The following is a 23694-nucleotide window of genomic DNA, read 5'->3' on the forward strand; positions in this document are numbered from 1 at the left end:
GTCGAACTGGTTGAGGAAAAAGCGCATCGCGTTGACCCGCGCCCGCTTCTTGTCATCGGACTTGATGGTGATCCACGGGGCGTGGTCCGTATCGGTGCGCAGGAATGTGTCTTCCTTCGCCAGGGTGTAGTCCTCCCACCGGTCCAGGGAGGCAAGGTCCATCGGCGAGAGCTTCCAGCGGCGCACCGGGTCGATCTGGCGGATCGCGAAACGGGTGCGTTGTTCGTGCCGCGTCACCGAGAACCAGAACTTGGTACGAGGACAAGGACAGCTCCGTAGTTTACGAGCCGGATCCGCTGATTGTGCGCCGCGGCCGCGAGGCAGTAGGCGACTGACCCGCAAACGTGAGCTCCGCCGTCGTCGGCCTACTACGCTGGAGGCAAAGACCGACGACGACGACGAAAGGCGGGGGCGACGTTGAACCCACAGCAGCAGGTACAGCAGACCCGGATGATCAGCGCGGATGACAAGGGGTTGCCCGGCGACGCGGCCGGCCGGACCGTTGAGGAGTACGTCGCGTCCGGTCCGGACCTGGCGGATTTCTGGACTCCCATGCTGGTGCTGGACGAGGAAGCCCTGGCGCACAATGTCGCGTTCATGGCCGGCTGGCTGGGCGAGCGGGACCTGGAACTGATGCCGCACGGCAAGACCACCATGGCGCCGGAGCTATGGCAGCAGCAGCTCGACGCGGGAGCCACGGGTATTACCGTGGCCAATCCGAGCCAGCTGCGGGTGGGGCGGGCCCGTTCCTTCAATGCGCTCCTGCTGGCCAACCAGCTCACGGACCCGAACGCCATCCGCTGGGTCGCCGGGGAACTTCAGGATCCGGAGTGCTTCATCTGGTCCTGGCTGGATAATCCCGCTGCCATCGCCGTTGCCGAAGAAGCCCTGGCCGGGGTCACGCTGGCCCGTCCGCTGTCCGTGCTGGTGGAGCTGGGTGCGCCGGGAGGGCGGACCGGTTGCCGCAGCGTGGACGAGGCAGTTGCGCTCGCCGAAGCGGTAAACGCCTCACCCGTCCTGCGGCTGGCAGGGGTGGCCGGCTACGAGGGAGCGCTCGGGCATGACCGGAACGAGGCGACGCTGGACTTCCTCCACCGTTACGTTTCTGATCTGTTGGAGCTGCACCAGAGGATCAGCCCTTTGTACGACGACGGCGACGTGCTGGTGACCTGCGGCGGCAGCAACTATCCCGACGTCGTGAGTGAGCTGTTCGCGCAAGCACGGAAGTCCGATACGGCCCGGTATGTCCTGCGGTCCGGCGCTTACATCATCCATGATCACGGGATCTACCATGCGCTGTCGCCCTTCGACCCGGACCGCGCGTCCGCTGGTGACGAAAGCCTGATGCCGGCGGCCCGCGCCGTCTGCCGGGTGCTGTCCCAGCCGGAGCCCGGGCTGGCCCTGCTCGACGGCGGCAAGCGGGACTTCCCCTATGACGAGGGTTTCCCGATCCCGCTGACCGCTGTGTCCCGGACAACGGGTCAGACTTCCGACCTGCGCGGAGCTACCGTGGGCGGGATGAATGACCAACACTCGTTCCTGCGAACGGCCGACGGCGCCGAGCCCGCCGTGGGGGACCTGGTGGTGCTGGGACTGTCGCACCCGTGCACCATGTTCGACAAATGGCGGCTGATCCCTGCCGTGGAGAGCTTCACGCCCGGAGCCAGCGCCAAGGTCACGCGGCTAATCGAGACCTTCTTCTAGGCAAGGCGGGGAGCGGCGGAACGGGGGATTTGCGGAACGGGGACCCGTGGGATTAAGCCGCGCCGCCGCCGTCGGACGTCAGCAGACCTTCATCTTCCTCGATGACTTTCAATGCCAGGTCCCGGTAGCCCACGGAGTCGAAGAGCACGGTGATACGGTCCGGCTGGGTGCCCATGACAATCCCGTGGCCCCACTCGCGGTGCGTGACCGGCCGCTGGATCTCGTAGCCCTCCGGCATCGCAGCCTCGTGCGCCTCGGCCTCAGCCTTAGAGCCCTCTTCGCAGTTGTCGCAGTTGCCGCAGTAGCCGTCAGTCTCCTCGCCGAAGTAATTGAGCAGCCAGTCCCGCCGGCAGGTGTTCGTCTCGGCATAGCCGCGCGCCATTTCGATGCGCGACTTGTCGATCAGCCGCCGGGACTCGGATTCGGCCAGCGCCTGCTCCACGGCTTCCTCGGTGCTGATGGAGCCGACGGCGCGGTAGCCCCTGCGGTTCACCGCGATACTGCCGCTGTGCTCAAGCAGATTCAGCACCCGCGTCTGTTTCCGCGGGGTCAGGCCGGTGTGTTCGCGCAGCCCGGCGGCGCGGATGGGGGAGTGGTCCCGGACGGCCTCGAACACCGCGGCCAGGTCCTCTTCCGCCGGAGTGCCGCCGACAAAGAACTGCTGCATCCCCAGGTCCTCGGAGCGGTAGTGCAGCACGGCGCGGGCGGGCTCGCCGTCCCGTCCTGCCCGACCGATCTCCTGGTAGTAGCTGTCCAGCGAGTCGGTGATGTCCGCGTGCACGACAAACCGCACGTCCGGCTTGTCGATACCCATGCCGAACGCGGTGGTGGCCACCACGACGTCCACCTCGTTGGCGTGGAAGCGCTCATGGATGGCCGCGCGCTCGGAGGCCTTGCGGCCTGCGTGGTAGGCATCCGCCCGCAGCCCGCGCCCGGCGAGCTCCGCCGCGTAGAACTCGGTGTCCTTGCGCGTGGCGGCGTAGAGCAGACCCGGCCCCTGGAGCTCCGCGAGTTGGTCCAGCACAGCGTCCCGCTTGCCGCGTTCCTCGTGGTGGCGCTGCACGCTAAGGTTCAGGTTGGGGCGGTCAAAACTGTGCACATAGATGTGCGGATCGCGCATGCCCAGCCGGTCCACGATCTCGTTGCGGGTCTGCGGGGAGGCAGTGGCGGTCAGTGCGATCACCGGCGGATGGCCCAGCCGCTTCACCACTGCGGTCAACGTGAGATAGTCCGGTCGGAAGTCGTGCCCCCACGATGAGATGCAGTGCGCCTCGTCCACTACAAACAGGCTGATGTCCTGCTTGGCGAGCCGCGCCATGGTCTCCTCGCGGGCCAGCTGCTCCGGCGCCAGGAAAATGAACTTCGCCTCCCCGTTCTCCATCGCCTCCCACGCGGAACGCTCTGCCTTGGCACGTACCTGCGAGTTGATGGCGAAGGCCCGTTCCGCCTGCAGGTCCGCGTTGATGGCCTCCACCTGGTCGCGCTGGAGTGCCAGAAGGGGCGAAACAACGACGGCGGTGCCCGCCATTGCCATGCCGGGCACCTGATACACGGCCGACTTTCCGTGCCCGGTGGGCATGACGGCGAGAACGTCCCTGCCGCCAACGGCTGCTTCCATGGCTTCGAGCTGGCCCTCGCGAAGGGTCTCCATGCCGAAGGAATGCTCCGCGATGTCCCGCAGCTGTTCCGTCGTCGGCCGTTCTGAAATGTCTTGTTCTACGTTTGCCACTTCTCGATCTTCTCCCGTGATCGACCGGGATGGGGAAATAGGGCAAAATTGGGCCGGACGTTGAATATTACACGTGTTGTAACAAACGATTCACCAAAGTGTGCGGTGAGTTGGCAGACTGTACACGGCACAGCTGGCCGCGATTATCTTCCCCCAAGATATTGGCCGCTTCCGGACCGGATGCTTTCCCCCATTCATCCGTCCGGGACGCCCCGAAGACCCCCGCTCCGAGACTGGCGGGGGTCTTCGCATTCTTAATTCACCCGCGGTTGATTTGCACCCTGCGCGGTGGAGTTCCAGCAGGCTTGGGCGGCATCGGCGTCCGGACTTCCAGCACGCCGTCGCGGTACGTGGCGTTGATGTCATCCGGGTTAACGCCATTGGGCAGCGTGACGTCGCGGGTGAATGAGCCGTACCTGAACTCCGAGCGGTAACCGTCCTTGTCCCGGTGCTCGGTCTGTTCCCGGCGCTCGGCTTTGATGTGCAGGACGCCGTCCGACACGGAAACGTCCACATCCTGGTCCGGGTCGATGCCCGGCAGCTCGGCCCGCACCACCATCGTCTGGCCGTCCACAAACTCCTCGACCCGGATGCCGGACGAGGACTCCATTTCCGTATCGAAGAGGCGACGGAGCGGTTCCAGCAGTTCGCCGGGGGACCTGCGGGCGTCGAAGGGATGCCTCTTGCTGAGCTCAGCCATGGCCATGTCCTTTCAATGGGTTTTTTACAGATTCCCACCGGAAGAATTCGATGACAAGGGACAAAGTCCCGGTTGTGAGGAGGGAGCCCGGAGTCAGTCCTGTTCGCGCGTCAGCAGCAGGACGGCGCCGGAGACCACCAGCACGGCCAAGCCCACGTAGAGCAGGAACTTCACGGCCTGGACGGCGATGCCCAGCACCAGCAGGACAATGGCCGCAATCACGAGGACGGTGAGCAATTGCTTCATGCTCCCAGTATGACGCAGCCACTCGCCCCGACCGGCTCAGGCAGCCAGCGCGGCGTAACGGCCGTTTTCTTCCACCAGGGTATGGTGCGTCCCGGTCTCAACGATCCGTCCGCCGTCGAGCACTGCAATCTGGTCAGCGTTGCGGACGGTGGAGAGCCGGTGCGCGATGGTGATGGTGGTCCGCCCCTGCGCCAGCCGGTCGAAGGCTTCCTGCACGGCTCGCTCGGTCCGGGTGTCCAGCGCGCTGGTGGCCTCGTCGAGGATGAGCACCTGGGGGTTGCGCAGCAGCGTCCGGGCGATCGCGATGCGCTGCTTTTCGCCGCCGGAGAAGCGGTGGCCGCGGGAGCCGACTATGGTGTCGTAGCCGTCCGGCAGCGCCATGATGTGCTCGTGGATCTGCGCGTCGCGGGCGGCCTGTTCGATCTGTTCGTCGGTGGCATCCGGCTTGGCATAGCGCAGGTTTTCGCGCACGGTGGTGTGCAGCAGGTAGGTGTCCTGGCTGACCATGCCGACCACCGAGGCCAGGTCCGCCAGCGCCATGGTGCGGATGTCCACGCCATCGATCGTGATGCGGCCGGCAGCGGGATCATGAAGCCGGGCGGCCATGGAAGCGAGCGTGCTCTTGCCCGAACCGGTCTGCCCCACCAGCGCCAGGGTAGTGCCGGCCGGGACGTCCAGGCTCACGCCGTCGATCGCGGGAAGTCCGCTGCCCGGGTAGCTGAAGCTGACGTCCTCGAACCGCACGTGACCCTTGAGATCGGCAGGAACAACGACGGCGGGGGAGGCGGGGTCCTTGATCTCCACCGGCAGGTCGAGGTACTCAAAGATGCGCGCGAACAGGGCCAGCGAGCTGGTCAGTGTGATGCCGACGTTCAGCAGTCCCATCAGGGGCCGGAACAGTCCGCTCTGCAGCGCGGTGAACGCCACCACGGTACCGATGGTCATGTTCGCGGCGGTGGCAGGCAGGCCCGCGGCCAGGTAGATGACGGCGGGGACGGCCGCGAAGATGATGCTCATGGTGGCCATGCGCCAGCGGCCGGCGAGTTCGGAGCGCAGTTCCAGATCGGTCAGCCGGCCTGAGGACTCGGTGAAGCGGGCGGCCAGCGCCGGTCCGGTGCCCAGAGTCTTGCTGAGCTGGATGCCGCTGACGGAGAGGGACTCTTCGATGGTGACGTTCATGTTCGCCAGCTCGCGCTGCTTGCGGGTGGTGATTTCGCGCCGCATGGTTGCGACCTTGCGGGTAAGGATCACGGCCGGTGGCATCACCAGCAGCGAGACCAGGCTCAGCTGCCAGGACAGGGCCACCATGGCGACGGCGGTGGCCACCACAGTGGTCAGGTTGGCCGCGATGCTCGTGGCAGTGGAGGTGACCACCGTCTGCATGCCGCCGATGTCGTTGGTGATGCGGGACTGCACTTCGCCGCCGCGGGTGCGGGTGAAGAAGCCGATGGACTGGCGCTGCAGGTGCGCGAACACGTCCGAGCGCAGCCGGTGCATCACCTCCTGCCCGATCCGGGTGCTGATCCAGGTCTGAACCACGCCGAAAGCGGCCGTGATGACGGCGACGGCCAGCATGCCGGCGGTTAGGAAAACCAGCAGCCGGACGTCCTGCTCGGGCAGCGCGGTGTCGATGACGGCGCGCAGCAGGAAGGGCGAGGCCATCGAGACCACGGAGGACGCGATGATAATGGCGGTGACCAGCGTGAGCTGCCAGCGGTAGGGGCGGAACAGCGCCGCGATACGCCGCAGCGAAACGTGCTGTGCCTGGTCGCGTTCGGCAGCGGAGGGCGCGCGGTCCGGTCCGCCGCCCCGGCCGCCGCCGGAGCCGAAGCTAATGGTATTGATGGATTCCGTGGGAACCACCCCGTTTCTCTGGAGGGGTGCCAGGCCGTTCTGGTGGACGGCCGGTTGATGACTAAGGGACCAGCAGAATTGCTGAGGTAACCTCACTATGAGGGTACAACTGCTACCGCTGATAGTCTATTCCCGTGGCTGATGAAAACCTGCTGGATTCTTTTTGGGCCGTAGCCCGGCGGCTGCGGCACCTCTCCCGGGACGCGCTAGCGCCGTGGGATGTTGCACCATCACAGTCGCGGGCACTGGGAATGCTCAGGCGCCACGGCCAGCTGCGGCTGGGGGAGCTCTCCGAACGCCTCCACATTGTTCCGCGCTCCGCCACCGAAGTCGTGGACGGACTGCAGGAGCGGGGCTGGTGCGTGCGCCAGCCGGATCCGGCCGACCGCCGTGCCACCGTTGTCACCCTGACCGACGCCGGCCGCGAGCTGTCCGAGGCCATTCGTGCCGCGCAGCTGGAGCAGGCCGAGAAGTTCTTCGCGGTCCTGGCCCACGAGGAGCGCGCCGAGCTAGCGGCCACCTTGGGCCGGCTCCTGCGGAGCGAAGAAGACGCCGCCCTGACCGCCGACCGGGCGTCCGAGAACAGCGCCCAGTAGGTCTCGCCAACACGGGCTGACCGTGCTGTGATGGAAAGAGCACCAGTTCGTCCAGTCTCGCAGCGGAGCGGATATGTCCAGCCAGGAACTCATCCCCGTAGAGCGTCCGGCACTCAGCCGCGGCGCCAGAAGAACCCTCGTGGTCATCGGAGTTTACGGCGTGGGCCTGTGTTGGTTCGGAGCCATCGCCCTGCTGGCCGCGGTGCCTGCCCTTGTCTATGCGATACCGCATATATTGTTCTTCCCCGTGCTGTTCAGCGCAGGACTATACGCAGCCTGGTGGCTCTGGCTGAGAGAGCCGGTTGCCGTCTCTGCAGAAGGCCGGCACCGGAAGGCGCCGACGGGCCAGCACCGCAAGGCCGCTGGGCGGCAGCAGCACCGGCGGCCCGGTCCCCGGACGGCATTCGGCCGGTACCTGGCCAGCGACTCCCGCTTCTTCAACGGCCTTGCGGTGGTCACGGCCTACGCGGCAGTGCTGTGCTGGATCGGCTTGATGGGGTTGCTGGCCGCCGCCAATGGACTGGCAGGAGTAGGTCCGCTTGTCCTCATCCCCATCCTGGCAACCCTGTCTGCCGTGGCGATCGCCCGCTTCGTGGGAAGGTGCAGACCCGGGCAGGCCCGGCCCTAGCAGCCAGCGGGTGCAGCCAGAAGCGTCAGAGCCAGAAGAGGAACGTCGCGGCGAGGAGCCCCACCACCACGGCGGCGCCGCCGGCGATCCAGAGCGGCTTACGGTGCGAGGCCGGGTCCGCCGTCGTTGATTCTGGTTTTGGCGCCGGAACGTAGCGCGTTTCCGAGGAGGGCTGGCCCTGTGCGGGTGGAACGATCTGAATCATCCCGGTCCGCAGTTCCTTGCGGGCGGGCAGGGCCGGCTGGGCCGGTACGGACAGCTTGGTCGGCAACGGAACCACGGGGATCATGCCGGTTGGGGGTACCGGATCCGCAGCACCGCTGCGGATGTCGCGCCGGCGGGGGTAAGGGGCGTTTTCAGCCGGGGGATTCATCAACTCGACTTTCAGCCGGGCAAGCCGGACGTCGGATGGGAGTGTTTTTTCCATCCTATGGGGCGGGCCTGCTCCGAATGTCCTAGCCAGATAGCGTTTCGATCACATTTCCCCAGGGACCTTCGCCACTTGGAGAATCGGGTGGATCCGGTAACAATGAACTAGGGGACCGGACCATATGACCGAGCACATGGGGGTGCCATCGTGATTGGGGAACAGGTGGACGAAGCAGCGCGCGCTCAGCCGGATTCGGCGGAGGGCACCATCAAGGTTTTTATTCTCGATGACCACGAGCTGGTCAGGCGCGGCCTCCAGGACCTGCTGGAGGGCGAGGGCTTCGAGGTCATTGGACAGTCAGGATCGGCGCGGGAGGCAACGGGTCTGATTCCGGTCCTGCGCCCTGACGTGTCCATTCTCGATGCGCGGTTGCCGGACGGCACCGGGATCGAGGTCTGCCGGGACGTGCTCTCGGTGGATCCGTCGCTGCGGTGCGTGATTCTGACAAGTTACGACGACGAACGTTCCCTGCGCAGCGCCGTCATCGCCGGGGCGCTGGGCTACGTGCTCAAGCAGATCGTCGGAACAGATCTTGTGGCGGAGCTGCGCAAGGCCGCCAACGGGGAGTCGCTTTTCGAACCGGACCTGAAGGCCCGGATCCTGCAGGGCCTGGCCCGGCCCGAGGCGGCGGATCCCCGGCTGGAGGCACTGAGCCCGCAGGAGCTGCGCATTTTGGCGCTGATCGGCGAGGGCTTGACCAACCGGCAGATCGGCGACCAGCTGTTCCTGGCCGAGAAGACGGTCAAGAACTACGTGTCCTCCATCCTGGCTAAGCTCGGGTTCGAACGCCGGACGCAGGCGGCGGTATTCGTGGCCAAGGCCGCCGGCGAAGCGCAGCCGGACGGGACCGGCTAAGCCAGCGGAGCTGTCCAGACCAAGCTCGTTCCCTTTCCCGGGGCGCTCTTGATTTCCAGCGTGCCGTGGAGTTCTTCCGCGCGCTGCTCGAGGTTGGCCAGCCCGCTGCGCCGCAGGGGGTCGGCGAAGCCGCGGCCGTTGTCCTCGATGGCCAGGCGGATGCGCTTGTCGATAGCTGCCACGGAGACCTCGATATGGTCCGCATCCGAGTGGCGCACCGCATTGCTGAGCCCTTCCCGGATGACGGCCAGCAGATGTTCGGCCACCTTGTCCGGCACGTCCGAATCGATGGGACCGGATATTTCAAGCCGGGGGGTGAAGGCCGACGCGCGGGTACCTTCCTGCACAGCCCGGACAATCCTGCTGCTGAGTACTTCCTCCTGGGCATCGGCACGCAGGGAGTAGATGGTGTCGCGCAGCTCGCGGATGGCTTCGTCGAGTTCCCGGGTGACGTCGGAGATTCGCTCTTGCGCACTGTCGTCCATGGTGTACCGGCGCAGGCTTTGCAGGTTCAGGCCGGCGGCAAACAAACGCTGGATCACGACGTCGTGCAAGTCCCTGGCAATGCGGTCCCGGTCGGCAAAGAGCACCAGCTGTTCACGCAGCCTCTGGCCCTGTGCCAGTTCCATGGTGAGTGAAGCATGTGTGCAGAAGATCTCGGCCATGTCCAGATCAACGGGATGGAAACCGTCGGCCCCGGCCTCCCGGCAGAGCACCAGCAGGCTGGGTTCGCCGCCGCGCGGGGACAGCCGGGCCACCAGCGCGGCCCCCAGCCCCTCCGCTTTTTCCGGGTCCACCAGATCTGCCGCTTCGCACAGCACGGGCTTTCCGGTCTCCAGCACGGAGTGGAGGGCGGTGAGCGAGACCGGGACGCTCTGTCGGACAACTTCCCCCGCACGCGCGCCTGCGGCAGCTTCGCACCGGGCGATCATCCCGTCCTGGGCAGGGGTGGCGAAGACCGCCAGCGCGGCCCCGGCCGGTGCCAGTGCATGGTCGACGATCAGATCGCGCGGGTCCTGGGACTTGGAGGGTAGCCGCATGCTCAGTTCCATCGACGCCTGCAGCCATTGCTCGCGGCGTCTCAAGGCCTCGAACAAGCGGGCATTTTGTATCGCCACGCCTGCGGCCGCGGCAAGGGTGGAGACGAATTCCTCGTCCCGGACGGTGAAGCTGCCGCCGCCCTTCTTCTCCGTCAGGTACAGGCTGCCGAAGACTGCGCCGCGGACGCGGATCGGTACCCCGAGGAATGACTGCATCGGCGGATGGTTGGGCGGAAAGCCATGGGCGTCCGCGTGTCCGCTCAGCGGGTTGAGCCGCAGTGCCACGGGTTCGCGCAGCAGCAGCCCGAGCACGCCGTGCCCGGTTGGCAGGTCCCCGATGCGGTGGTGTTCTTCCTCGTCGATGCCGACCGTGATGAAGTGGCTCAGCGAGGTGCCGTCTTCACCGGCAACCCCCAGCGCGCCGTACTGGGCATCCACCAATTGGCAGGCCGATTCCACTACCCGGTGCAGGACAGTTTCCAGACTCAGGTCTTCGGCGACTGCCATCACGGCCGCGAGCAGATGCTTCATCCGGTCCTACCTTCATCCGGTGAACCAGGAATCCCCATACGTCCCCCAACCGATGTTCGTACTCTGCAGCCCGGCTGTTGTGCTAAAGCTATGGACTGCTATCTAAGTTGCCGAGGGCAACACGCGTCAAGCTCCCGCAGGCCCCGGACCGGGCTGTCGGTGGGTCTTCAACGAGGCAACCGACCGCCGTGGCGCGGGTTGAATGGTTTGATCAGCGGATTCTTGCTCCTTTGTAACAATTGGGGGACGAAAGGCCCTCCTCTTTCCAAGATCGGTAGGGCAGACTCTTGCTCATGCGGCTTCTGACAGCTGCTGCGCCGGAACAATGACGTCCGGCACAAGTCTTGAGCAAGACCGGAGGCAACCCCTTATGGTTCTACCCGCCTGGCAAGATGATGAAGCGGCAACAGCGGTTCCCACGATCGGTACCGGGCCGGAACTGCCTTTCTGCGAGACCTGCCGCTCGGACCAGTATCTGATTATTGAGGAGTTCGTTCCGCCCCGGCTGCAGCCCGGGACCGGTCTTACCTCAGCCGAAGCCAGTTACAGCTGCCTCAAATGCGGGCAATTCAGCGGCCATGATGTTCCCTCGGACTGGGAGCCGCCGGGGTGGTTTTGGTACGCCTGACCCGATGGCGGGACTTTGGGCCCTATTGGCAATGGCCGGGGCACGGGAGTCTGTAGGAGGTGCATATCGGGAGCCAGCAGGGGGGGACTGGCCGCACCACGTAAGTGGCAATCCCGATTCCGTACTGGGACCCCGAGCAAAGGCGCCCGGGGTCCCAGTACGGAAATGCAGCCGTGGACCGCCTAGGCAATCGGCGGTCCACGGCAGCCATCAGCAGTTCCCCGGGAATCTCAGAAGGACGGGTATGACAACAACACAGCTACTACGCAATGCTGCGGACCAGAGCGGATTCGCCGGCACTGCGAGCCGGAAACTCAAGGTGCTGGTGCGTTTGGACACCACAATGCAGTCCGCACGGATCCAGGTGGGCGGAACGGTGACGATCCAAAACCTCAAGGCCCTCTACGCCATTGCCCGGCGTACCAACGCGCTAGTGCCCGGCATGGAAATAGTTGTCGATCTGTCCAAGGCTCACGCCGGTGCCGAAGCGCTGGCGGATCTGCAGACCGCGGTAGAGCGTGGCTGCCTGCCGGAGAAGTCAGACCCGCTGCATTCCGAATGCCGGTTGCAGGTGCTGGAGCCCCTGGCAGCTTAGATATTTGCCAGGCGCCAGGGCGACGGCGGCTAAGAGGCCGGGTCCGAGGCCGTCTCAGAGGCGCTGGGCGACGGAGCACCCGGCGGCAGGTACTGGCGGTAGGGTTCCAGTGTGCCGTCGAAGACCGGGACCAGCAGTTCAGTACTCTCGGACCCGACGGTGACGGTGACCGGTACGCGCGCGCCCGGTGGTTCGGTGACGGTCGGGAGCTGGTGGGGGTTTGTGTCGAAGCCATAGTCCGTGCCGCCATCGACCGATACCGTCACTTCACTATTTGCATCCGCGATGGTGACCTCTGTGGGCTCGTCGGCCGTGTTGGAGAGCGTGCCCAGCAGTCGGCCCGGCTGGCCTTCGGCCGCGGCGACGATCAGCAAGCTCCGCACCTGCATGTTTCCAATGTCCGCATCGACCCCGTTGGCCACCGGATCTGTTTCTTCCACGTCCGTTTCTGCGCAGCTTGAGAGCGTGAAGGCCATGGCGAGAGCCGCCAGCACGGCGATCAGATGCCGCAGGGGGATGCCTGATTTTCTCATGATGGGGGTCCTAACGCTGGTCGTCCAACAGGTACCTATATTCCCAACGTAAGCACACTGATCAATCCGGGCAACGGAATTGACCGGATCGTAACCGGCCGGGCGCGGACGCAGAACGGGTAGATAACGCCGCGTGTTCCCTCGTTCCGGTTCCGTCACGACGGTTGACCTCCCTTAAGGCGTGTTCCTACGGTGAAAACAGCTCAATGAACTGCACACCGAAGGAGCAGGACCATGTCTATTCATCAGTCCAAAAATGAGCAATCCAGGAGCTGGATGGTCCGTCTGGGGGTTCCGGGCGCCCTGGTTTTCGCGTCACTTGGCCTGGCCGGCTGCGGAACGTCGGGACCCGAGAGCGGGGTCGACGTTGAGGACGTTCAGGAGGCGGCCGACGATCCCTTGGGCGCCGAGGCACCGCGCTCGGCGTCGCCGTCGGTACCCGGCGGCCCTTATGAGGGGCTGTATGACCAGAAGTTCGTCGACGAACTGGACTCGCTCGAAGGGCAGACCGTCACGGTCTCGGCCGACGTGAACGAGGTGGTGGCGCCTGAGGCCTTCACCATCGCCGGCACCGAGGATACAGCGGTTGAGCCGCTGCTGGTGATTTACGACGGCGACCTGGCCGACCTCAAGCCAGGCGAACCTGTGCAGGTCAAAGGCATAGTCCACACCGTGCTGGACCTGCCGTACGTCGAGGACGACCTCGGCGCGGACCTCGACGACCCGCTCTATGCCGGCTGGGACCAGGAGCCCTACATCATGGCAGTGAATGTGGATATGAACCCGTCCCGGTGACAGGAGCCCGGGCTGGGGCAGAATGAGGGCATGAAGAGGCGCAGCGAACGCATCCGGGACGCCCTGCGGACCCAGTTATGGCCGGTGCCGGCGATCGCCGTCGTTGTCTCGGTGGGACTTGGCATCTTCCTGCCTCGCCTTGATGCCGCCGTTGACGACAGCCTGCCGCCGGCAGTGACAGCCTTGCTGTTCGGCGGCGGGCCGGAAGCGGCGCGTTCGGTGCTGGAGGCCATTTCCGGGTCGCTCATCACCGTCACCTCGCTGACCTTTTCCCTCACGGTGGTCACGCTGCAGTTGGCCAGCAGCCAGTTCTCCCCGCGGCTGCTGCGCACGTTCACGCGCGACCGGTTTGTGCACGTGACGCTCGCGTTGTTCCTGGCAACGTTCGTCTTCGCGCTGACCGTGCTGCGGAGCGTCCGGACCCAGCAGGACGAAGACGGGCCGTTTGTCCCGGAAATCTCCGTCACCGTTTCGTTTGTGCTGTCGCTGGCCAGCGTGATGGGGCTGGTCCTGTTCTTGGCGCACCTGACGCGCGAGATCCGGGTGGAGACCATGATGCGCAACGTGCACGAGGAAACCAAGGTCACCATGGACCGGATCTTTCCCGTTGGCGTCCCGCCCCAGCCGCAGGAACCGGAGCCGGCCCCGGGCAGCATTCCCATCATGTCCGCCCGCTCGGGCTTCCTGACCAGCATCGACGAAGAAGCGCTGCTGCAGGCGGCGCGGGAGACCGGAACGGTGGTGCGGATCGACCGGGAACCGGGCAGCTCGCTGATCGAAGGAGTGCCCTTTGCCCGCGCCTGGAAGACCGGTTCCGGCGGCGCACTTAGTGCAGAGGAAGCCGCTGAGCTGGGGGAACTGGTGAACGATGCTGTGGCCACTGGTTTCGAGCGCACCAACGTGCAGGATGTGGCGTTCGGCTTCCGCCAGCTGGTGGATGTGGCGGTCCGCGCGCTGTCCCCGGGGATCAACGACCCGACCACCGCGATCCATGTTCTGGGCCACCTGTCCAGCCTGCTCTGCGCCCTGGTGGACCGGAATCCGGGACCGCGCATGATGACCGACGACGACGGCGGCGTCCGCGTGGTGCTCGCGCTGCCGGGCATCGAGGAGCTGCTGGACCTGGCCGTCAGCCAGCCGCGCCTGTACGGCGCCAAGGATCCGATGGTGGCCGCCCGGTTGATCGAGCTGCTGCGGGAAGTAGCTTGGTGCGACAAGGACGGGCGCTACCGTGCCGCCCTCGCACTGCAGCTGGAACAGCTGCGCGATGCCATTGACGCGGCCTCGCTCGAGGGGAATGAGCGCAACCGCCTCATGCAGGCCGCGAACGAAGCGGCCGCCCTGCTCGCAAACTGAACGTCCCGACGTCGTTCTCGGATTGCAATCCACAGTGGTTGCTTTCTCGAAGCAATCTGTCAGGATTGCACCTTACAGTTAAAGGCATGCGCATTCACAAAACTCCTTTGCTGGACAGATCGACGAAGCTGGGCAAACTTGCCCTCTTCTTCGGCGTGAGCGTGCTGTGCGGCGTCCTGACGGCGGGTCTGCTCGTGCCATCGGTCGCCGTAGCCGCAGCGGGGGCTAACACTTCGGTGGACATTTTCGACCAGCTGCCGAGCGATCTTGAGACCAATCCCATGGACGAGCCGTCCACCATCTACTCCGCGGACGGCGAGGTCATTGCCACCTTCTATGCGGAGAACCGAGTGCCGGTGACCCTGGACAAGGTGTCGCAGCACATGCAGGATGCCATCGTCTCCATCGAGGACTCGCGCTACTACGAGCACAACGGCGTGGACCTGCAGGGCATCATGCGCGCCGCGGCCAGCAACCTCGCCGGCGGCAGCCTGCAGGGAGCATCCACGCTGACCATGCAGTACGTGAACAACGTGCTGATCGACAACGGCGTTGAAGAGGGCAAGAGTGCCGATGAGCTGACCATCAGCGGCACCAAGAACATCACGGACAAGCTGCGTGAAGCCAAGTTGGCCATCGCCGTCGAACGGGAGTACTCGAAAGAGGAAATCCTGCAGGGGTACCTGAACATTGTCCTGTTCAGCGGCCAGACCTACGGTGTGGAGGCCGCGGCGCAAACCTATTTCGGGATTCCGGCCGCCGAGCTGAACATAGCGCAGTCCGCCATGCTCGCCGGCATGGTGCAGTCGCCAAACTACTTCAACCCGGTCACCAACCCGGAGGCAACCAAGGAACGCCGGGATACTGTCCTGGGTGCAATGCTGCGCAATGGAAAGATCACCCAGAAAGAGTACGACGACGCCGTCGCATCGGATCTGGAGATTGACCTGCAGCCGGTGCAGTCGGGCTGCGTGGGGGCCGAGTTCGCCGCCTATTTCTGCAACTACGTGGAAAACCTTGTGATGCAGTCCGACTCTTTTGGAGCAGATGCCGCCGAGCGCGCCAAGCTGCTGGCCCGCGGCGGCCTCAAGATCCAGACCACCTTGGACTCGCGCCTGCAGGAGGAAGCGCAGGAACAGATCGAGGAGCAGGTTCCGGTGGGCGATGGGTCCGGCGCCGGCTCAGCCATGGTGTCGGTTGAACCGGGCACAGGGAAGATCCTCGCGATGGCGCAGAACACCAACTACACGCCCGAGGCAGGCGAGGGCAACACAGAGCTGAACTTCAACGTGGATCCGGACATGGGCGGAACGCCGTATGGCTTCCAGCCGGGCTCGACCGTCAAGCCGTTCACCACCATCGCATGGCTCGAGGCCGGGAACGCGCTTAGCGACGTGGTGGATGCCAGCCGGACCTACTATCCCGGCGGGTACAACTGGACGGCTAGCTGTCTGCCGGCCACCGCGTACTTCAGCGAGTGGGATTTCAAGAACGCGCTGCCAGGCTACGACCGCCCGATGACCGTGAGCGAGGGGTTGACCTCGTCGGTCAACTCAGCGACCGCGGCCCAGGCTGCAGCGCTGGACCTGTGCGAAATCCGCGACGTCTACAGCAAACTGGGCGTGCACCGCGCGGTGGACGGTGAACCGATGGTCGTGAACAACCCGTCCTTCGTGATCGGCGGGCAGGAAGTCTCTCCATTGACCATGGCCGCCGCGTTCGCCACCTTCGCCAGCGGGGGAGAGTACTGCGAGCCGATCGCCCTGACAGAGGTCACCGACTCCGAAGGCAAGAGCTACGAGATCCCGGAACCGGGGTGCGAGCAGGTCCTGGCACCCGGTGTGGCGGCAGCCATCAGCAAGCCGCTGCAGGACCTGGTACAGGAGATGCCGGGCAACATCTCGCCCATCGGCGTGCCGGCCGCAGCCAAGACCGGCACCACCGACCTCTCTGAACAGACTTGGACCGTTGGCTACACCAAGGGCATTTCCACCGCGTCCTGGGTGGGCAACTGGACGTCCTACTCGTCGCTGAACTATGTCCCGATCAACGGCGTGGTCCGCGACTATGTTGATGGCTCCACCATCGCCGGGGCGCAGTGGACCGAGTACATGCGCGAAGTGGCTCCGCTCTACGAGACCGGGGACTTCGGCGAGATTCCCTTCAGCATGCGCTAATCATCCACCAGCTCCAGTTCCGCGGTTGCAGTCACCTGCTCGCAGGCTCCCACAGTGCAGGTGGCCAGGAAGATCCGGGCGACGGCGGTCCCTTCCGTAAACGCGAAGAAGCCGCCGGACGCCAGCACGGATACTTCCACGCTTTGCTCGGCGCCGGTGCAGTCGACCGGAGCGGCGAACCCGTTGCCTGTGGCGACACGGTCATCGTCGACGGCCTGGGCGATTTCGGCGAAGACGTTCGCATTCTGCCCGGTGTCGCATTCGTAGGTGATGGACAAGGTGACAGCTGCGCCGTTACCGAGAAGTTCGCCTTCGTCGGGAGCGGTGATGGTGCCGGCTGCGCTCGCGGGTGCGGCGACGGAAAAGGCGGTCAGGAGTGCGGCGGCTCCGGCCGCAGCCAAAGCGCGTGACAGGGTTTTCATGATGGGAAAGTCCGATGCGACAAAGAGCGGGTATTCGGGGAGGTCGCCTAAGAAGGCTTGGTCGGCTGGGCCGGAGCGCACTGGGTCACTTGTTCCGCCATTTTATCCGTCCCTTCCGCACCGGGCGAGGGGGAGAAAAAGCCCTTGTCAGCGGCACATAGACTGCTATCGGTTCCTGTGCGCTTGCACACTGACGAGACCCCGTTGCCTCCCATAGTCTGTGACCAAGACCGCAATCCTCAACCGGAAGACCGGTCCGCACTCCGTCCGGGAGTGCAGGTCCAGGGCCTCGACCGACCTCTTGCCCTGAAGTCCTGGAACCGAACGGTGCCGTGGCAGCATACCCTGCCGCGGCACCGCATCTGGACCCTCCCGGCTGCAGGATGAGAAGCCGCACTAAGGACTGGCAATGACCCACACTGTTCTGGAAGACAAACCGACCGAGATCACCTTCGATTCCACCAGCGGCATCACCGCAGACGCGTTTCCGGACGCCTGTGGTTCCCGTTCCGACCGCTGCCCCTACTGCGACGGACCGGAAACGGACTGACCCGGGCGTCTGCTGCCGACGTTCCCCTGGCCACAGGTTGGTGCGTCAAAGCTCGGGGACGCACTCGCCCTGACCGAGGAGGGCAAGACCCGCACGGTCCCCGTCGGCGAGTTGTGTCTGCGAGTTCCCACCCGCGTACATCAGCTGGCCCGGATCGTCCACGTGGTCCAGCCCCAGAACATGGCCAAGTTCATGCACCACGACGGACCGCGCACCTTCCCAGCCGTCGGGGTACTGCAGCACCTCGCGCATCTGCGGGCCGTCCAGTTCCACCTGCCCGGTGACATAAACCATGGTTTCGCCCTCAAGGCCAACCGGGGAGCTGCCGCCCAAGCCGATGGTGTCGCCGCCCAGATCCGGGTTGTCCGCCGGCGTTGACCAGGCAATAAGCACCGGCGCCCAGCGCTCACCGTACCGGTCCGGTTGGTACTTCGGCCGTTGGGACCGAGGCGCTTCGGTGGTTTCGCCGTCGTTAATAAACTGCAGCCCGGAAGCCTCGGAGATGATGCCGACGGCCTCCTCGATCATTTCCGCTCCTCCGGCCGGGGCGCCCTCCGCGCGGACCGCGTAATGGATCGGCCGGCAGGGATCGAAGGCGACGAAAGGCTGGTCCAGCCCGTCGAATTCGAGGAATCGGTACTGGTCCGATCCGCTGGCGGCCGGCGGTGTACCCAGCGGCGCATCCGCAGCTTCAACGCCCGGCGGCGGCATATCGGCTGCCGCTAAAAACGCCGGCAGGGCGTTGAGCGCCCGGCTCCCCACGGCCGGAGCAAGCAGCAGGGCACCGACAACAGTGATGGACACCGCGATGGTCAGCCAAAGAGGATGCCGGCGGTTCCGGTGGAGGCCACCCTGGTTCCGGCGGTGTTGAGTGCGCGGGGAAACAGGGAAATCGGCGGGAACCGGGGGAGTCCGCCAGCCCGCCGGGAGCGGTTCCTCTCCGGTCCCCTCGTCCAGCGCCCATAGGGGGACGCGTCCGGACGCGGAGCGGCGCAGGCCCTCCGGCGTCCCGGTGACCCTGCGGCTGACGTCCCCGGCGGGCGGAGGGTGCGGCCTGCCCCCTCGGCTATGTGGCATTTGTTTTCCCCCAACTGCCTGATCCACCCGGCTCCAGTTCGCGGGCCGGACAATTCTGCGACCGGCAGTTACCGGCCCAGCAGTAACCAAAGGGCCGCGGCACAGGCGGCGAAGGCGAAGGCTGCGGTGATGCTCCGGACCTGCCGTAGACGCGGGCCTGTCCGCAGATCCCGGCGCATTGGCAGCGGTGCGCCCGAGGGTACTCGGACCAGCGGGACTGCGGCCATCATGCCGGTGGGCGGAACGGGATCGGCGGTGCCGAGGCGGATGTCGCGGCGGCGCGGATAGGCCAAGGTCTTCGTCGCGTAGCTCATGAACCTGTCTTTCAACCGGCGGTCCGGCGTAGGTTGCAGTGTTGGGTGAAAAGATACTTGGGTCACCTTGGAAATACCTTGCAGCCCCTGACAAGGCACAACACATCCGGACGCCAGCCAGACGCGCGAGCGTGATCAAACCGTAACCCAAGCAGGTGGTGAATCGGTTACTCTTAATCGGCGCCGCGTGTCTCGGATTGGGGCGGTGCACCAAAGTCTCGCTATCTGGAGTTACCTGTGACCACTGTTCATTCGCGCCCGCCTGCCTGCGGCCCTTTATATAAACGATTGATCTCGCGGAAGGCCTGGCAGCGCGTTGTCTCCGGCACCACCGTCCTGAGCATGAGCGTGGCCGGAGTGCTCATCATGCAGCCGGCGGCAGCGGCCGAATCCCTCCCCGCCCCGGCCGTCATGGTGACCGAACCAACCGAAACCCAGGCGCCGCCGTCGTCGGTTGATAAGACGGCCGGCAACGGGCTGGCAGAACCGCAAACGTTACCGGACGCACTCGAATCCGCGGATCCGGTGGAGGATGCCGCACCGGCGGAAACACCCGCCGTCGATCCTGCCGAGGAGCCGGCCGTTGAGACGCCGGCGGTCTCCGAGCCGGGCCGAACCGGCACCGAACCCGCCGAAGATGCCGGCGCCCCATCGGCCGACACCCCCGTCGAAGTGGACGTGGACAAGCTGACGCAGGCGCAGAAGCTGGCCCTGCTCGAGGAGTTGCAGGGCGAACACGGCGCCGAGATGGGCAAGGGCCTGGAGATGCGCCAGGAACGCGAAGCGGAGCTAAAGCAGGAAGACGCGCAGGAGGAGCTCGCCGAAACGCTCGACGTCCTCGAGATCGAGCGGACGGCTGCCGTCACCATCGCCGCGGCCACCAACCGCAGCCACTGGCGGGCCCCTGGCATCCAGGGCATGGACGTCTCCGGCTGGCAGCCGAGCGTGAACTGGCAGACCGAGTGGAACCTTGGCGCCCGCTTCGCCTACGTGAAGGCCACCGAAGCGACCAGCTACAAGAACCCGAGCTACGGGAGCCAGTACTCCGGCTCCTACAAAGTCGGCATGATCCGCGGCGCCTACCACTTCGCCATTCCGAACGTCACCAGCGGCAAGGTCCAGGCGGATTACTTCGTCAACAACGGCGGCGGCTGGTCCGCCGACGGCAAGACCCTGCCGCCGCTGCTCGACATCGAGTTCAACCCGTACCCGGAGCTGGGCAACACCTGCTACAACATGAGCCCTTCGCAGCTGGTCAACTGGGTACGCGACTTCTCCAACCAGATCAAGGCCCGGACCGGCCGCGTCCCGGCAATCTACACCAACGGCAGCTGGTGGAACCAGTGCCTGGGCTACAGCAGCGCCTTCAAGGACCACCCGCTGCACATCGCGCATTTCTCCACCGGCAACGTCACCTATCCGTGGCTGCCCGCCGGCTGGACCCGCTACGACATCTGGCAGTACAGCGAATCCGGCCCGTTCCTGGGCGACTCCAACGTTTGGCGTGGCACGCAGGCGCAGCTCGTCGCCTTCGCCAAGTATCCCAACGGTGTGAGCGCCCCGGCCCCGGCACCCGCACCTGAACCCGCCCCGGCCCCGGCGCCGGCGGTGGCGCCCAAGCCGGCCGGCGACTACACCGTTACAAGCGCGGTGCCCGGCGACCTGAACCGCGACGGAAAGACCGACATGGTCTCGCGCCGCACCGACGGCAGCCTCTGGTACTACCCGGGCAACGGCGCCGGCGGCTACGGCAACGCCGTGAAGATCGGCGGCGGCTGGTACCTCTACAACAAGCTGATCGGCGCCGGGAATTACGACGGCGATGCTTACCCTGATCTGTTGGCCCGCCACCGGGACGGTTCGCTCTGGCTCTACAAGGGCACCGGCGCCGGCGGCGCCCAGGCCTTCATGCCCAGGGTCAAGGTCGGTTCCAGCGGCTGGAACCAGTTCACTGAGGTCATCGCCGCCGGCGATCTGAACGGGGACCGCCGCGGGGACGTGCTGGCCACGGGCGCGGACGGGAAGGTGTGGTTGTACCCGGGCCTGGGCACAGGGAAGACCGGCTCCCGGGTCCAGGTAGCCTCGGGCTGGCAGTACACCAAGCTCGCTGCTCCGGGCGACTACTCAGGCGACGGCAAAGCCGACGTCCTCGCGGTCAAATCTGACGGCACACTGTGGCTGCACCGGGGGACCGGGCGCAAGGCAGCCATGAATGCCTCGTTCGGCGTGCCGGAGAAGGTCGGCACCAGCGGCTGGCAGAAGTTCAGCCAGGTCCTCGGGGCGGGCGACAACAACGGCGACAAGAAGCCGGACCTGCTGGGCATCTACCCGGACAAGTCGCTGCGTTTCTACGCCGGCACCCAGATGCAGGACAGCTCCGGCATGCTGCCGCGCGTGGCGGCCGGAACGGGTTGGAACGCCTACAACCTGGTGGCAACGCCGGGGGATTTCAACGGCGACGGCAAGACCGACCTGGTGGCCAGCAAGACCAACGGCACGCTGTGGTTCGCGGCCGGCAATGGCCGGGGCGGGCACGCCGCCGCGGTGCGAATCGGCACCGGCTGGCAGATCTACACCGCTATTGTCGGCGTGGGCGACTTCAACCGGGACGGCGCCAACGATCTGCTGGCCCGCGAGTCCGATGGCTCGCTCTGGCTCTACAAGGGCACCGGCCGCGTCAATTCCATCAGTGAAGGCTACATGCCCCGGATCCGCATCGGGGCCAGCGGCTGGAACCAGTTCAACACGCTGCTGGGCGCCGGCGACGTGAACCGGGACGGCAAGAAGGACCTGATCGGCGTGCGACCGGACGGCACGGCGTGGCTCTATCCGGGAACCGGCACAGGCAAGGTTTCCGCGCGCAGCCGGATCGCCACCGGCTGGAACAAGTACGACCACCTCACCGCAGTCGGCGATTACGACGACGGCGGCACCGGCGACCTGACGGCCCGCAAGCCCGATGGCACGCTGTGGCTGCTGGCCGGACGCACCGCCGCCTCCTCGGGCGGTTGGTTCGCCGCGGAACGTAAGATCGGCAGCAGCGGCTGGTCCCAGTACAACCGGATCCTCGGGCCCGGGGACGCCGGCGCGGACAATAACGCGGATCTGCTGGCTACCCGGTCGACTGGTGCCCTGTACTACTACGCCGGCACGCGCTTCACGAACAACGGCGTGAAGCCGGGGGTGCTCAAGGGCACGCTGTAAGAGCCCTCGTAGGATCCAGAGACATCCAGCGGCAACACCAGGCGGCGGTTCCGGGCATTGAGCCCGGGGCCGCCGCTTCGTGTTGCCGGGATCCTTGACGCACCGCCTGGGCAGGCGGATGCTGAACTTCATTAGCGCCCCGTGCGGGGTGCGGAAGATCGATGAAGGAGCTTTGCTGTGCAGACTCTGGACCGGGATGAGCTCACTACGCACATCAACGCCGCTCCCGAGGCCGTGTACGCCATCGTTGCGGACGTCACCAGGACACCTGAATACAGTCCAGAGGTTGCCGAATGCGTGTGGCTTGGCGGCGCTTCAGGACCCGAGGTCGGTACGAGGTTCAAAGCCCGCAACACGGTCGGCCGGGCCAGCTGGCACAATAAGCCGGTGATCACCACGGCCGAGCCGGGCCGGGAGTTCGCGTTCGCCCGGACCGAACCGTTCGCCGGGACCCTGGTCTGGCGCTACCGGTTCGAGCAGGAAGAATCAGGAACCCGGGTGACCGAATCCTACGAAGTGGTGCGCCCGATCACGCGGATCGGCTGGTGGATCATCGAGGCTGGCAGCAAGGAAAACAAGAACCGGCGGGCGGTCATGCACGCAGGCATCGCCCAAAGCCTCCAGCGGCTCAAGGCACTGGTCGAAGGCCAGCCGCGCTGAGCGGACGATGAATACGCGAGGTAGGGACAGGGAACCGAAGCTCAAGGTTTCAAACCGGCGCTGGTTGCAGCGGATAGAGGCAACTGCCCTGCTCTGGCTCCAACGGTTGTTCTTTTTGTTGTCCACTGCGCTGGCAGGCTGGATTGTTTACGAGCTGCTGCTTGACGAGATTGACGACGGCGGGCGCCGGTTTTGGCTGTTCCTGCCTATCTGGGTGCTGGCGGCTTACGTGCTGTTGCCACGGCTGAACCGGTTGCTGACGAGGATCTACGTGCCGAGCTATTTCATCGGCCGGACACGCACCGGGGACGGCCTGCTGGGTGATCCGTTGAACCTGGCGGTCATCGGCACTGCCGCCCAGCTGCGGATCGCCATGCTGTCCGCCGGGTGGGTGGAAGCGGATCCGCTGACCTGGCGAACCGGCTGGCACATTGTCCGGGCCTCCCTGTTACGGCGCAGCTATCCCGCTGCGCCCGTCAGCCCGTTGTTTGTTTTCGGGCACAAGCAAACGCTGGTGTTTGAAAGGGAGGTAGCAGGCAGCCCGGCGGAACGCCACCATGTCCGGTTCTGGAACTGTCCGCCGGGATGGTGGCTGCCCGGCGGCTTCAAGGTGGATCTGGTCGGCGCAGCAACATTCGATCGTCGGGTGGGGCTATCCCTGTTCACCTTCCAGATCACCCATAAGATTGCAGAGAATACGGACAACGAGCGGGACGTGGTTGCGTCCGCGTTGCATTCAGCCGGTGCTGCCGTCCACACGGTCAGGCACTTCTCCACCGGCTACCACAGCAGGAACGGTGGAGGAGATGCCATCGAAACCGACGGGGACCTCCCCATCATTACCCTGGCTGGCTAAGTTTCCTCGACCCGGTCGTCGACGAAAACCAGCTCCTCCTCGAATTCGACCACGCGTTCCGTGTACTGGTGGCAGTGCCTAAGACGGCATCTGCAGAAATCAGCGCAGGGAACGGGCCTGACAACATCTACGTCCAGACCTCGGATGTTCTCTACTGGCGCGTGGGACACAGCTGGGCGGCGCAGCCACCCCCTGTGGTTCTGGAGCCGGCCTT

At 65.6% G+C, this 23694-nt stretch carries 22 protein-coding genes and 1 pseudogene; 12 read left to right on the forward strand and 11 right to left on the reverse strand.

The features are described from left to right. Positions 1–255: pseudogene (locus J5251_RS11900) on the reverse strand (polyphosphate kinase 2); the annotation flags it as partial. A gap of 162 nt (positions 256–417) precedes the next feature. On the opposite strand from J5251_RS11900, the gene J5251_RS11905 reads away from it, so the two are divergent. Next, positions 418–1704 carry an alanine racemase gene (locus J5251_RS11905; protein WP_244250644.1) on the forward strand — a complete coding sequence of 429 codons (1287 nt, stop codon included), beginning with the start codon at positions 418–420 and terminating at the stop codon, positions 1702–1704. 52 nt (positions 1705–1756) lie between these two features. On the opposite strand, the gene J5251_RS11910 is transcribed toward J5251_RS11905, so the two are convergent. The 4 genes from J5251_RS11910 to J5251_RS11925 form a co-directional block, all read right to left on the reverse strand. Next, positions 1757–3433 (reverse strand): RecQ family ATP-dependent DNA helicase, encoded by a 1677-nt coding sequence (locus tag J5251_RS11910; protein WP_276608394.1) that lies wholly within the window; start codon positions 3431–3433, stop codon positions 1757–1759. Between the two features lie 259 nt (positions 3434–3692). Beyond that, positions 3693–4133, reverse strand: coding sequence for an Hsp20/alpha crystallin family protein (locus tag J5251_RS11915; protein ID WP_139005870.1), 441 nt, complete (start codon positions 4131–4133; stop codon positions 3693–3695). 93 nt (positions 4134–4226) lie between these two features. Further along, a complete protein-coding gene (locus J5251_RS11920; RefSeq protein ID WP_171059407.1) occupies positions 4227–4379 on the reverse strand; it encodes a hypothetical protein in 153 nt (50 codons plus the stop codon). 36 nt (positions 4380–4415) lie between these two features. After that, a complete protein-coding gene (locus tag J5251_RS11925) occupies positions 4416–6242 on the reverse strand; it encodes an ABC transporter ATP-binding protein (protein ID WP_240793129.1) in 1827 nt (608 codons plus the stop codon). 125 nt (positions 6243–6367) lie between these two features. On the opposite strand from J5251_RS11925, the gene J5251_RS11930 reads away from it, so the two are divergent. Together J5251_RS11930 and J5251_RS11935 are read left to right on the forward strand one after the other, a co-directional pair. Continuing rightward, positions 6368–6829 (forward strand): MarR family winged helix-turn-helix transcriptional regulator, encoded by a 462-nt coding sequence (locus tag J5251_RS11930; protein ID WP_171059406.1) that lies wholly within the window; start codon positions 6368–6370, stop codon positions 6827–6829. Between the two features lie 73 nt (positions 6830–6902). Then, positions 6903–7457, forward strand: coding sequence for a hypothetical protein (locus J5251_RS11935; protein ID WP_139005868.1), 555 nt, complete (start codon positions 6903–6905; stop codon positions 7455–7457). A 25-nt stretch (positions 7458–7482) separates the two neighbouring features. On the opposite strand, the gene J5251_RS11940 is transcribed toward J5251_RS11935, so the two are convergent. Continuing rightward, entirely contained in the window at positions 7483–7830 is a 348-nt protein-coding gene (locus J5251_RS11940; protein ID WP_139005867.1) for a hypothetical protein, read from the reverse strand. 219 nt (positions 7831–8049) lie between these two features. On the opposite strand from J5251_RS11940, the gene J5251_RS11945 reads away from it, so the two are divergent. Continuing rightward, positions 8050–8742: a response regulator transcription factor gene (locus J5251_RS11945; RefSeq protein WP_139005918.1), complete on the forward strand. Its 693-nt coding sequence runs from the start codon at positions 8050–8052 to the stop codon at positions 8740–8742. Here J5251_RS11945 and J5251_RS11950 read toward each other — a convergent pair. Further along, positions 8739–10313 (reverse strand): GAF domain-containing protein, encoded by a 1575-nt coding sequence (locus J5251_RS11950; protein ID WP_139005866.1) that lies wholly within the window; start codon positions 10311–10313, stop codon positions 8739–8741. The two genes, J5251_RS11945 and J5251_RS11950, sit on opposite strands and share 4 nt — an antisense overlap. Before the next feature lie 872 nt (positions 10314–11185). Here J5251_RS11950 and J5251_RS11955 point away from each other — a divergent pair. After that, the gene (locus J5251_RS11955) at positions 11186–11536 is read left to right on the forward strand and encodes a hypothetical protein (RefSeq protein WP_208574108.1); all 351 of its coding nucleotides are present in this window, start codon (positions 11186–11188) and stop codon (positions 11534–11536) included. 29 nt (positions 11537–11565) lie between these two features. Here J5251_RS11955 and J5251_RS11960 read toward each other — a convergent pair whose 3' ends face one another. Then, positions 11566–12069 (reverse strand): hypothetical protein, encoded by a 504-nt coding sequence (locus J5251_RS11960; RefSeq protein ID WP_139005864.1) that lies wholly within the window; start codon positions 12067–12069, stop codon positions 11566–11568. 234 nt (positions 12070–12303) lie between these two features. On the opposite strand from J5251_RS11960, the gene J5251_RS11965 reads away from it, so the two are divergent. From J5251_RS11965 to J5251_RS11975, 3 genes are all read left to right on the forward strand, one after another. Then, positions 12304–12864: a hypothetical protein gene (locus J5251_RS11965; RefSeq protein ID WP_205676826.1), complete on the forward strand. Its 561-nt coding sequence runs from the start codon at positions 12304–12306 to the stop codon at positions 12862–12864. Positions 12865–12894: 30 nt separating this feature from the next. Further along, positions 12895–14220 (forward strand): DUF2254 domain-containing protein, encoded by a 1326-nt coding sequence (locus tag J5251_RS11970; protein ID WP_139005863.1) that lies wholly within the window; start codon positions 12895–12897, stop codon positions 14218–14220. An 86-nt stretch (positions 14221–14306) separates the two neighbouring features. After that, positions 14307–16397 (forward strand): transglycosylase domain-containing protein, encoded by a 2091-nt coding sequence (locus J5251_RS11975; RefSeq protein ID WP_171059405.1) that lies wholly within the window; start codon positions 14307–14309, stop codon positions 16395–16397. On the opposite strand, the gene J5251_RS11980 is transcribed toward J5251_RS11975, so the two are convergent. Next, positions 16394–16819 (reverse strand): hypothetical protein, encoded by a 426-nt coding sequence (locus J5251_RS11980; protein ID WP_139005862.1) that lies wholly within the window; start codon positions 16817–16819, stop codon positions 16394–16396. The genes J5251_RS11975 and J5251_RS11980 overlap by 4 nt on opposite strands. A 409-nt stretch (positions 16820–17228) precedes the next feature. Between J5251_RS11980 and J5251_RS11985 the strand changes: the two genes are divergently transcribed. After that, positions 17229–17369 carry a hypothetical protein gene (locus J5251_RS11985; protein ID WP_208574109.1) on the forward strand — a complete coding sequence of 47 codons (141 nt, stop codon included), beginning with the start codon at positions 17229–17231 and terminating at the stop codon, positions 17367–17369. Between the two features lie 45 nt (positions 17370–17414). Here the strand turns inward: J5251_RS11985 and J5251_RS11990 are convergent, their stop codons facing one another. Continuing rightward, complete coding sequence (locus J5251_RS11990; RefSeq protein WP_208574110.1) at positions 17415–18446, reverse strand: matrixin family metalloprotease; 1032 nt, start codon at positions 18444–18446, stop codon at positions 17415–17417. A 68-nt stretch (positions 18447–18514) separates the two neighbouring features. Beyond that, the gene (locus J5251_RS11995) at positions 18515–18760 is read right to left on the reverse strand and encodes a hypothetical protein (protein ID WP_139005860.1); all 246 of its coding nucleotides are present in this window, start codon (positions 18758–18760) and stop codon (positions 18515–18517) included. A 288-nt stretch (positions 18761–19048) separates the two neighbouring features. Here J5251_RS11995 and J5251_RS12000 point away from each other — a divergent pair, with 288 nt between their 5' ends. From J5251_RS12000 to J5251_RS12010, 3 genes are all read left to right on the forward strand, one after another. Further along, the gene (locus J5251_RS12000) at positions 19049–21964 is read left to right on the forward strand and encodes a GH25 family lysozyme (RefSeq protein WP_244250645.1); all 2916 of its coding nucleotides are present in this window, start codon (positions 19049–19051) and stop codon (positions 21962–21964) included. A 177-nt stretch (positions 21965–22141) separates the two neighbouring features. Beyond that, positions 22142–22624: an SRPBCC family protein gene (locus J5251_RS12005; RefSeq protein ID WP_208574111.1), complete on the forward strand. Its 483-nt coding sequence runs from the start codon at positions 22142–22144 to the stop codon at positions 22622–22624. A 7-nt stretch (positions 22625–22631) separates the two neighbouring features. Next, positions 22632–23480: an LssY C-terminal domain-containing protein gene (locus tag J5251_RS12010; protein WP_139005858.1), complete on the forward strand. Its 849-nt coding sequence runs from the start codon at positions 22632–22634 to the stop codon at positions 23478–23480. Positions 23481–23694 lie beyond the last annotated feature (214 nt).

It is taken from the genome of Arthrobacter crystallopoietes, assembly GCF_017603825.1.
GTDB lineage: Bacteria > Actinomycetota > Actinomycetes > Actinomycetales > Micrococcaceae > Crystallibacter > Crystallibacter crystallopoietes_B.

Bases quoted from the DNA above. Each gene is read 5' to 3' on its own strand.
- J5251_RS11960 (WP_139005864.1), bottom strand. From the start codon at position 12,069: ATGAGAAAATCAGGCATCCCCCTGCGGCATCTGATCGCCGTGCTGGCG.
- J5251_RS12010 (WP_139005858.1), top strand. From the start codon at position 22,632: ATGAATACGCGAGGTAGGGACAGGGAACCGAAGCTCAAGGTTTCAAAC.
- J5251_RS11995 (WP_139005860.1), bottom strand. From the start codon at position 18,760: ATGAGCTACGCGACGAAGACCTTGGCCTATCCGCGCCGCCGCGACATC.
- J5251_RS11970 (WP_139005863.1), top strand. From the start codon at position 12,895: ATGAAGAGGCGCAGCGAACGCATCCGGGACGCCCTGCGGACCCAGTTA.
- J5251_RS11955 (WP_208574108.1), top strand. From the start codon at position 11,186: ATGACAACAACACAGCTACTACGCAATGCTGCGGACCAGAGCGGATTC.
- J5251_RS11985 (WP_208574109.1), top strand. From the start codon at position 17,229: ATGACCCACACTGTTCTGGAAGACAAACCGACCGAGATCACCTTCGAT.
- J5251_RS11950 (WP_139005866.1), bottom strand. From the start codon at position 10,313: ATGAAGCATCTGCTCGCGGCCGTGATGGCAGTCGCCGAAGACCTGAGT.
- J5251_RS11965 (WP_205676826.1), top strand. From the start codon at position 12,304: ATGTCTATTCATCAGTCCAAAAATGAGCAATCCAGGAGCTGGATGGTC.
- J5251_RS11990 (WP_208574110.1), bottom strand. From the start codon at position 18,446: ATGCCACATAGCCGAGGGGGCAGGCCGCACCCTCCGCCCGCCGGGGAC.
- J5251_RS11935 (WP_139005868.1), top strand. From the start codon at position 6,903: ATGTCCAGCCAGGAACTCATCCCCGTAGAGCGTCCGGCACTCAGCCGC.
- J5251_RS11920 (WP_171059407.1), bottom strand. From the start codon at position 4,379: ATGAAGCAATTGCTCACCGTCCTCGTGATTGCGGCCATTGTCCTGCTG.
- J5251_RS11975 (WP_171059405.1), top strand. From the start codon at position 14,307: ATGCGCATTCACAAAACTCCTTTGCTGGACAGATCGACGAAGCTGGGC.
- J5251_RS11915 (WP_139005870.1), bottom strand. From the start codon at position 4,133: ATGGCTGAGCTCAGCAAGAGGCATCCCTTCGACGCCCGCAGGTCCCCC.
- J5251_RS11940 (WP_139005867.1), bottom strand. From the start codon at position 7,830: ATGAATCCCCCGGCTGAAAACGCCCCTTACCCCCGCCGGCGCGACATC.
- J5251_RS11980 (WP_139005862.1), bottom strand. From the start codon at position 16,819: ATGAAAACCCTGTCACGCGCTTTGGCTGCGGCCGGAGCCGCCGCACTC.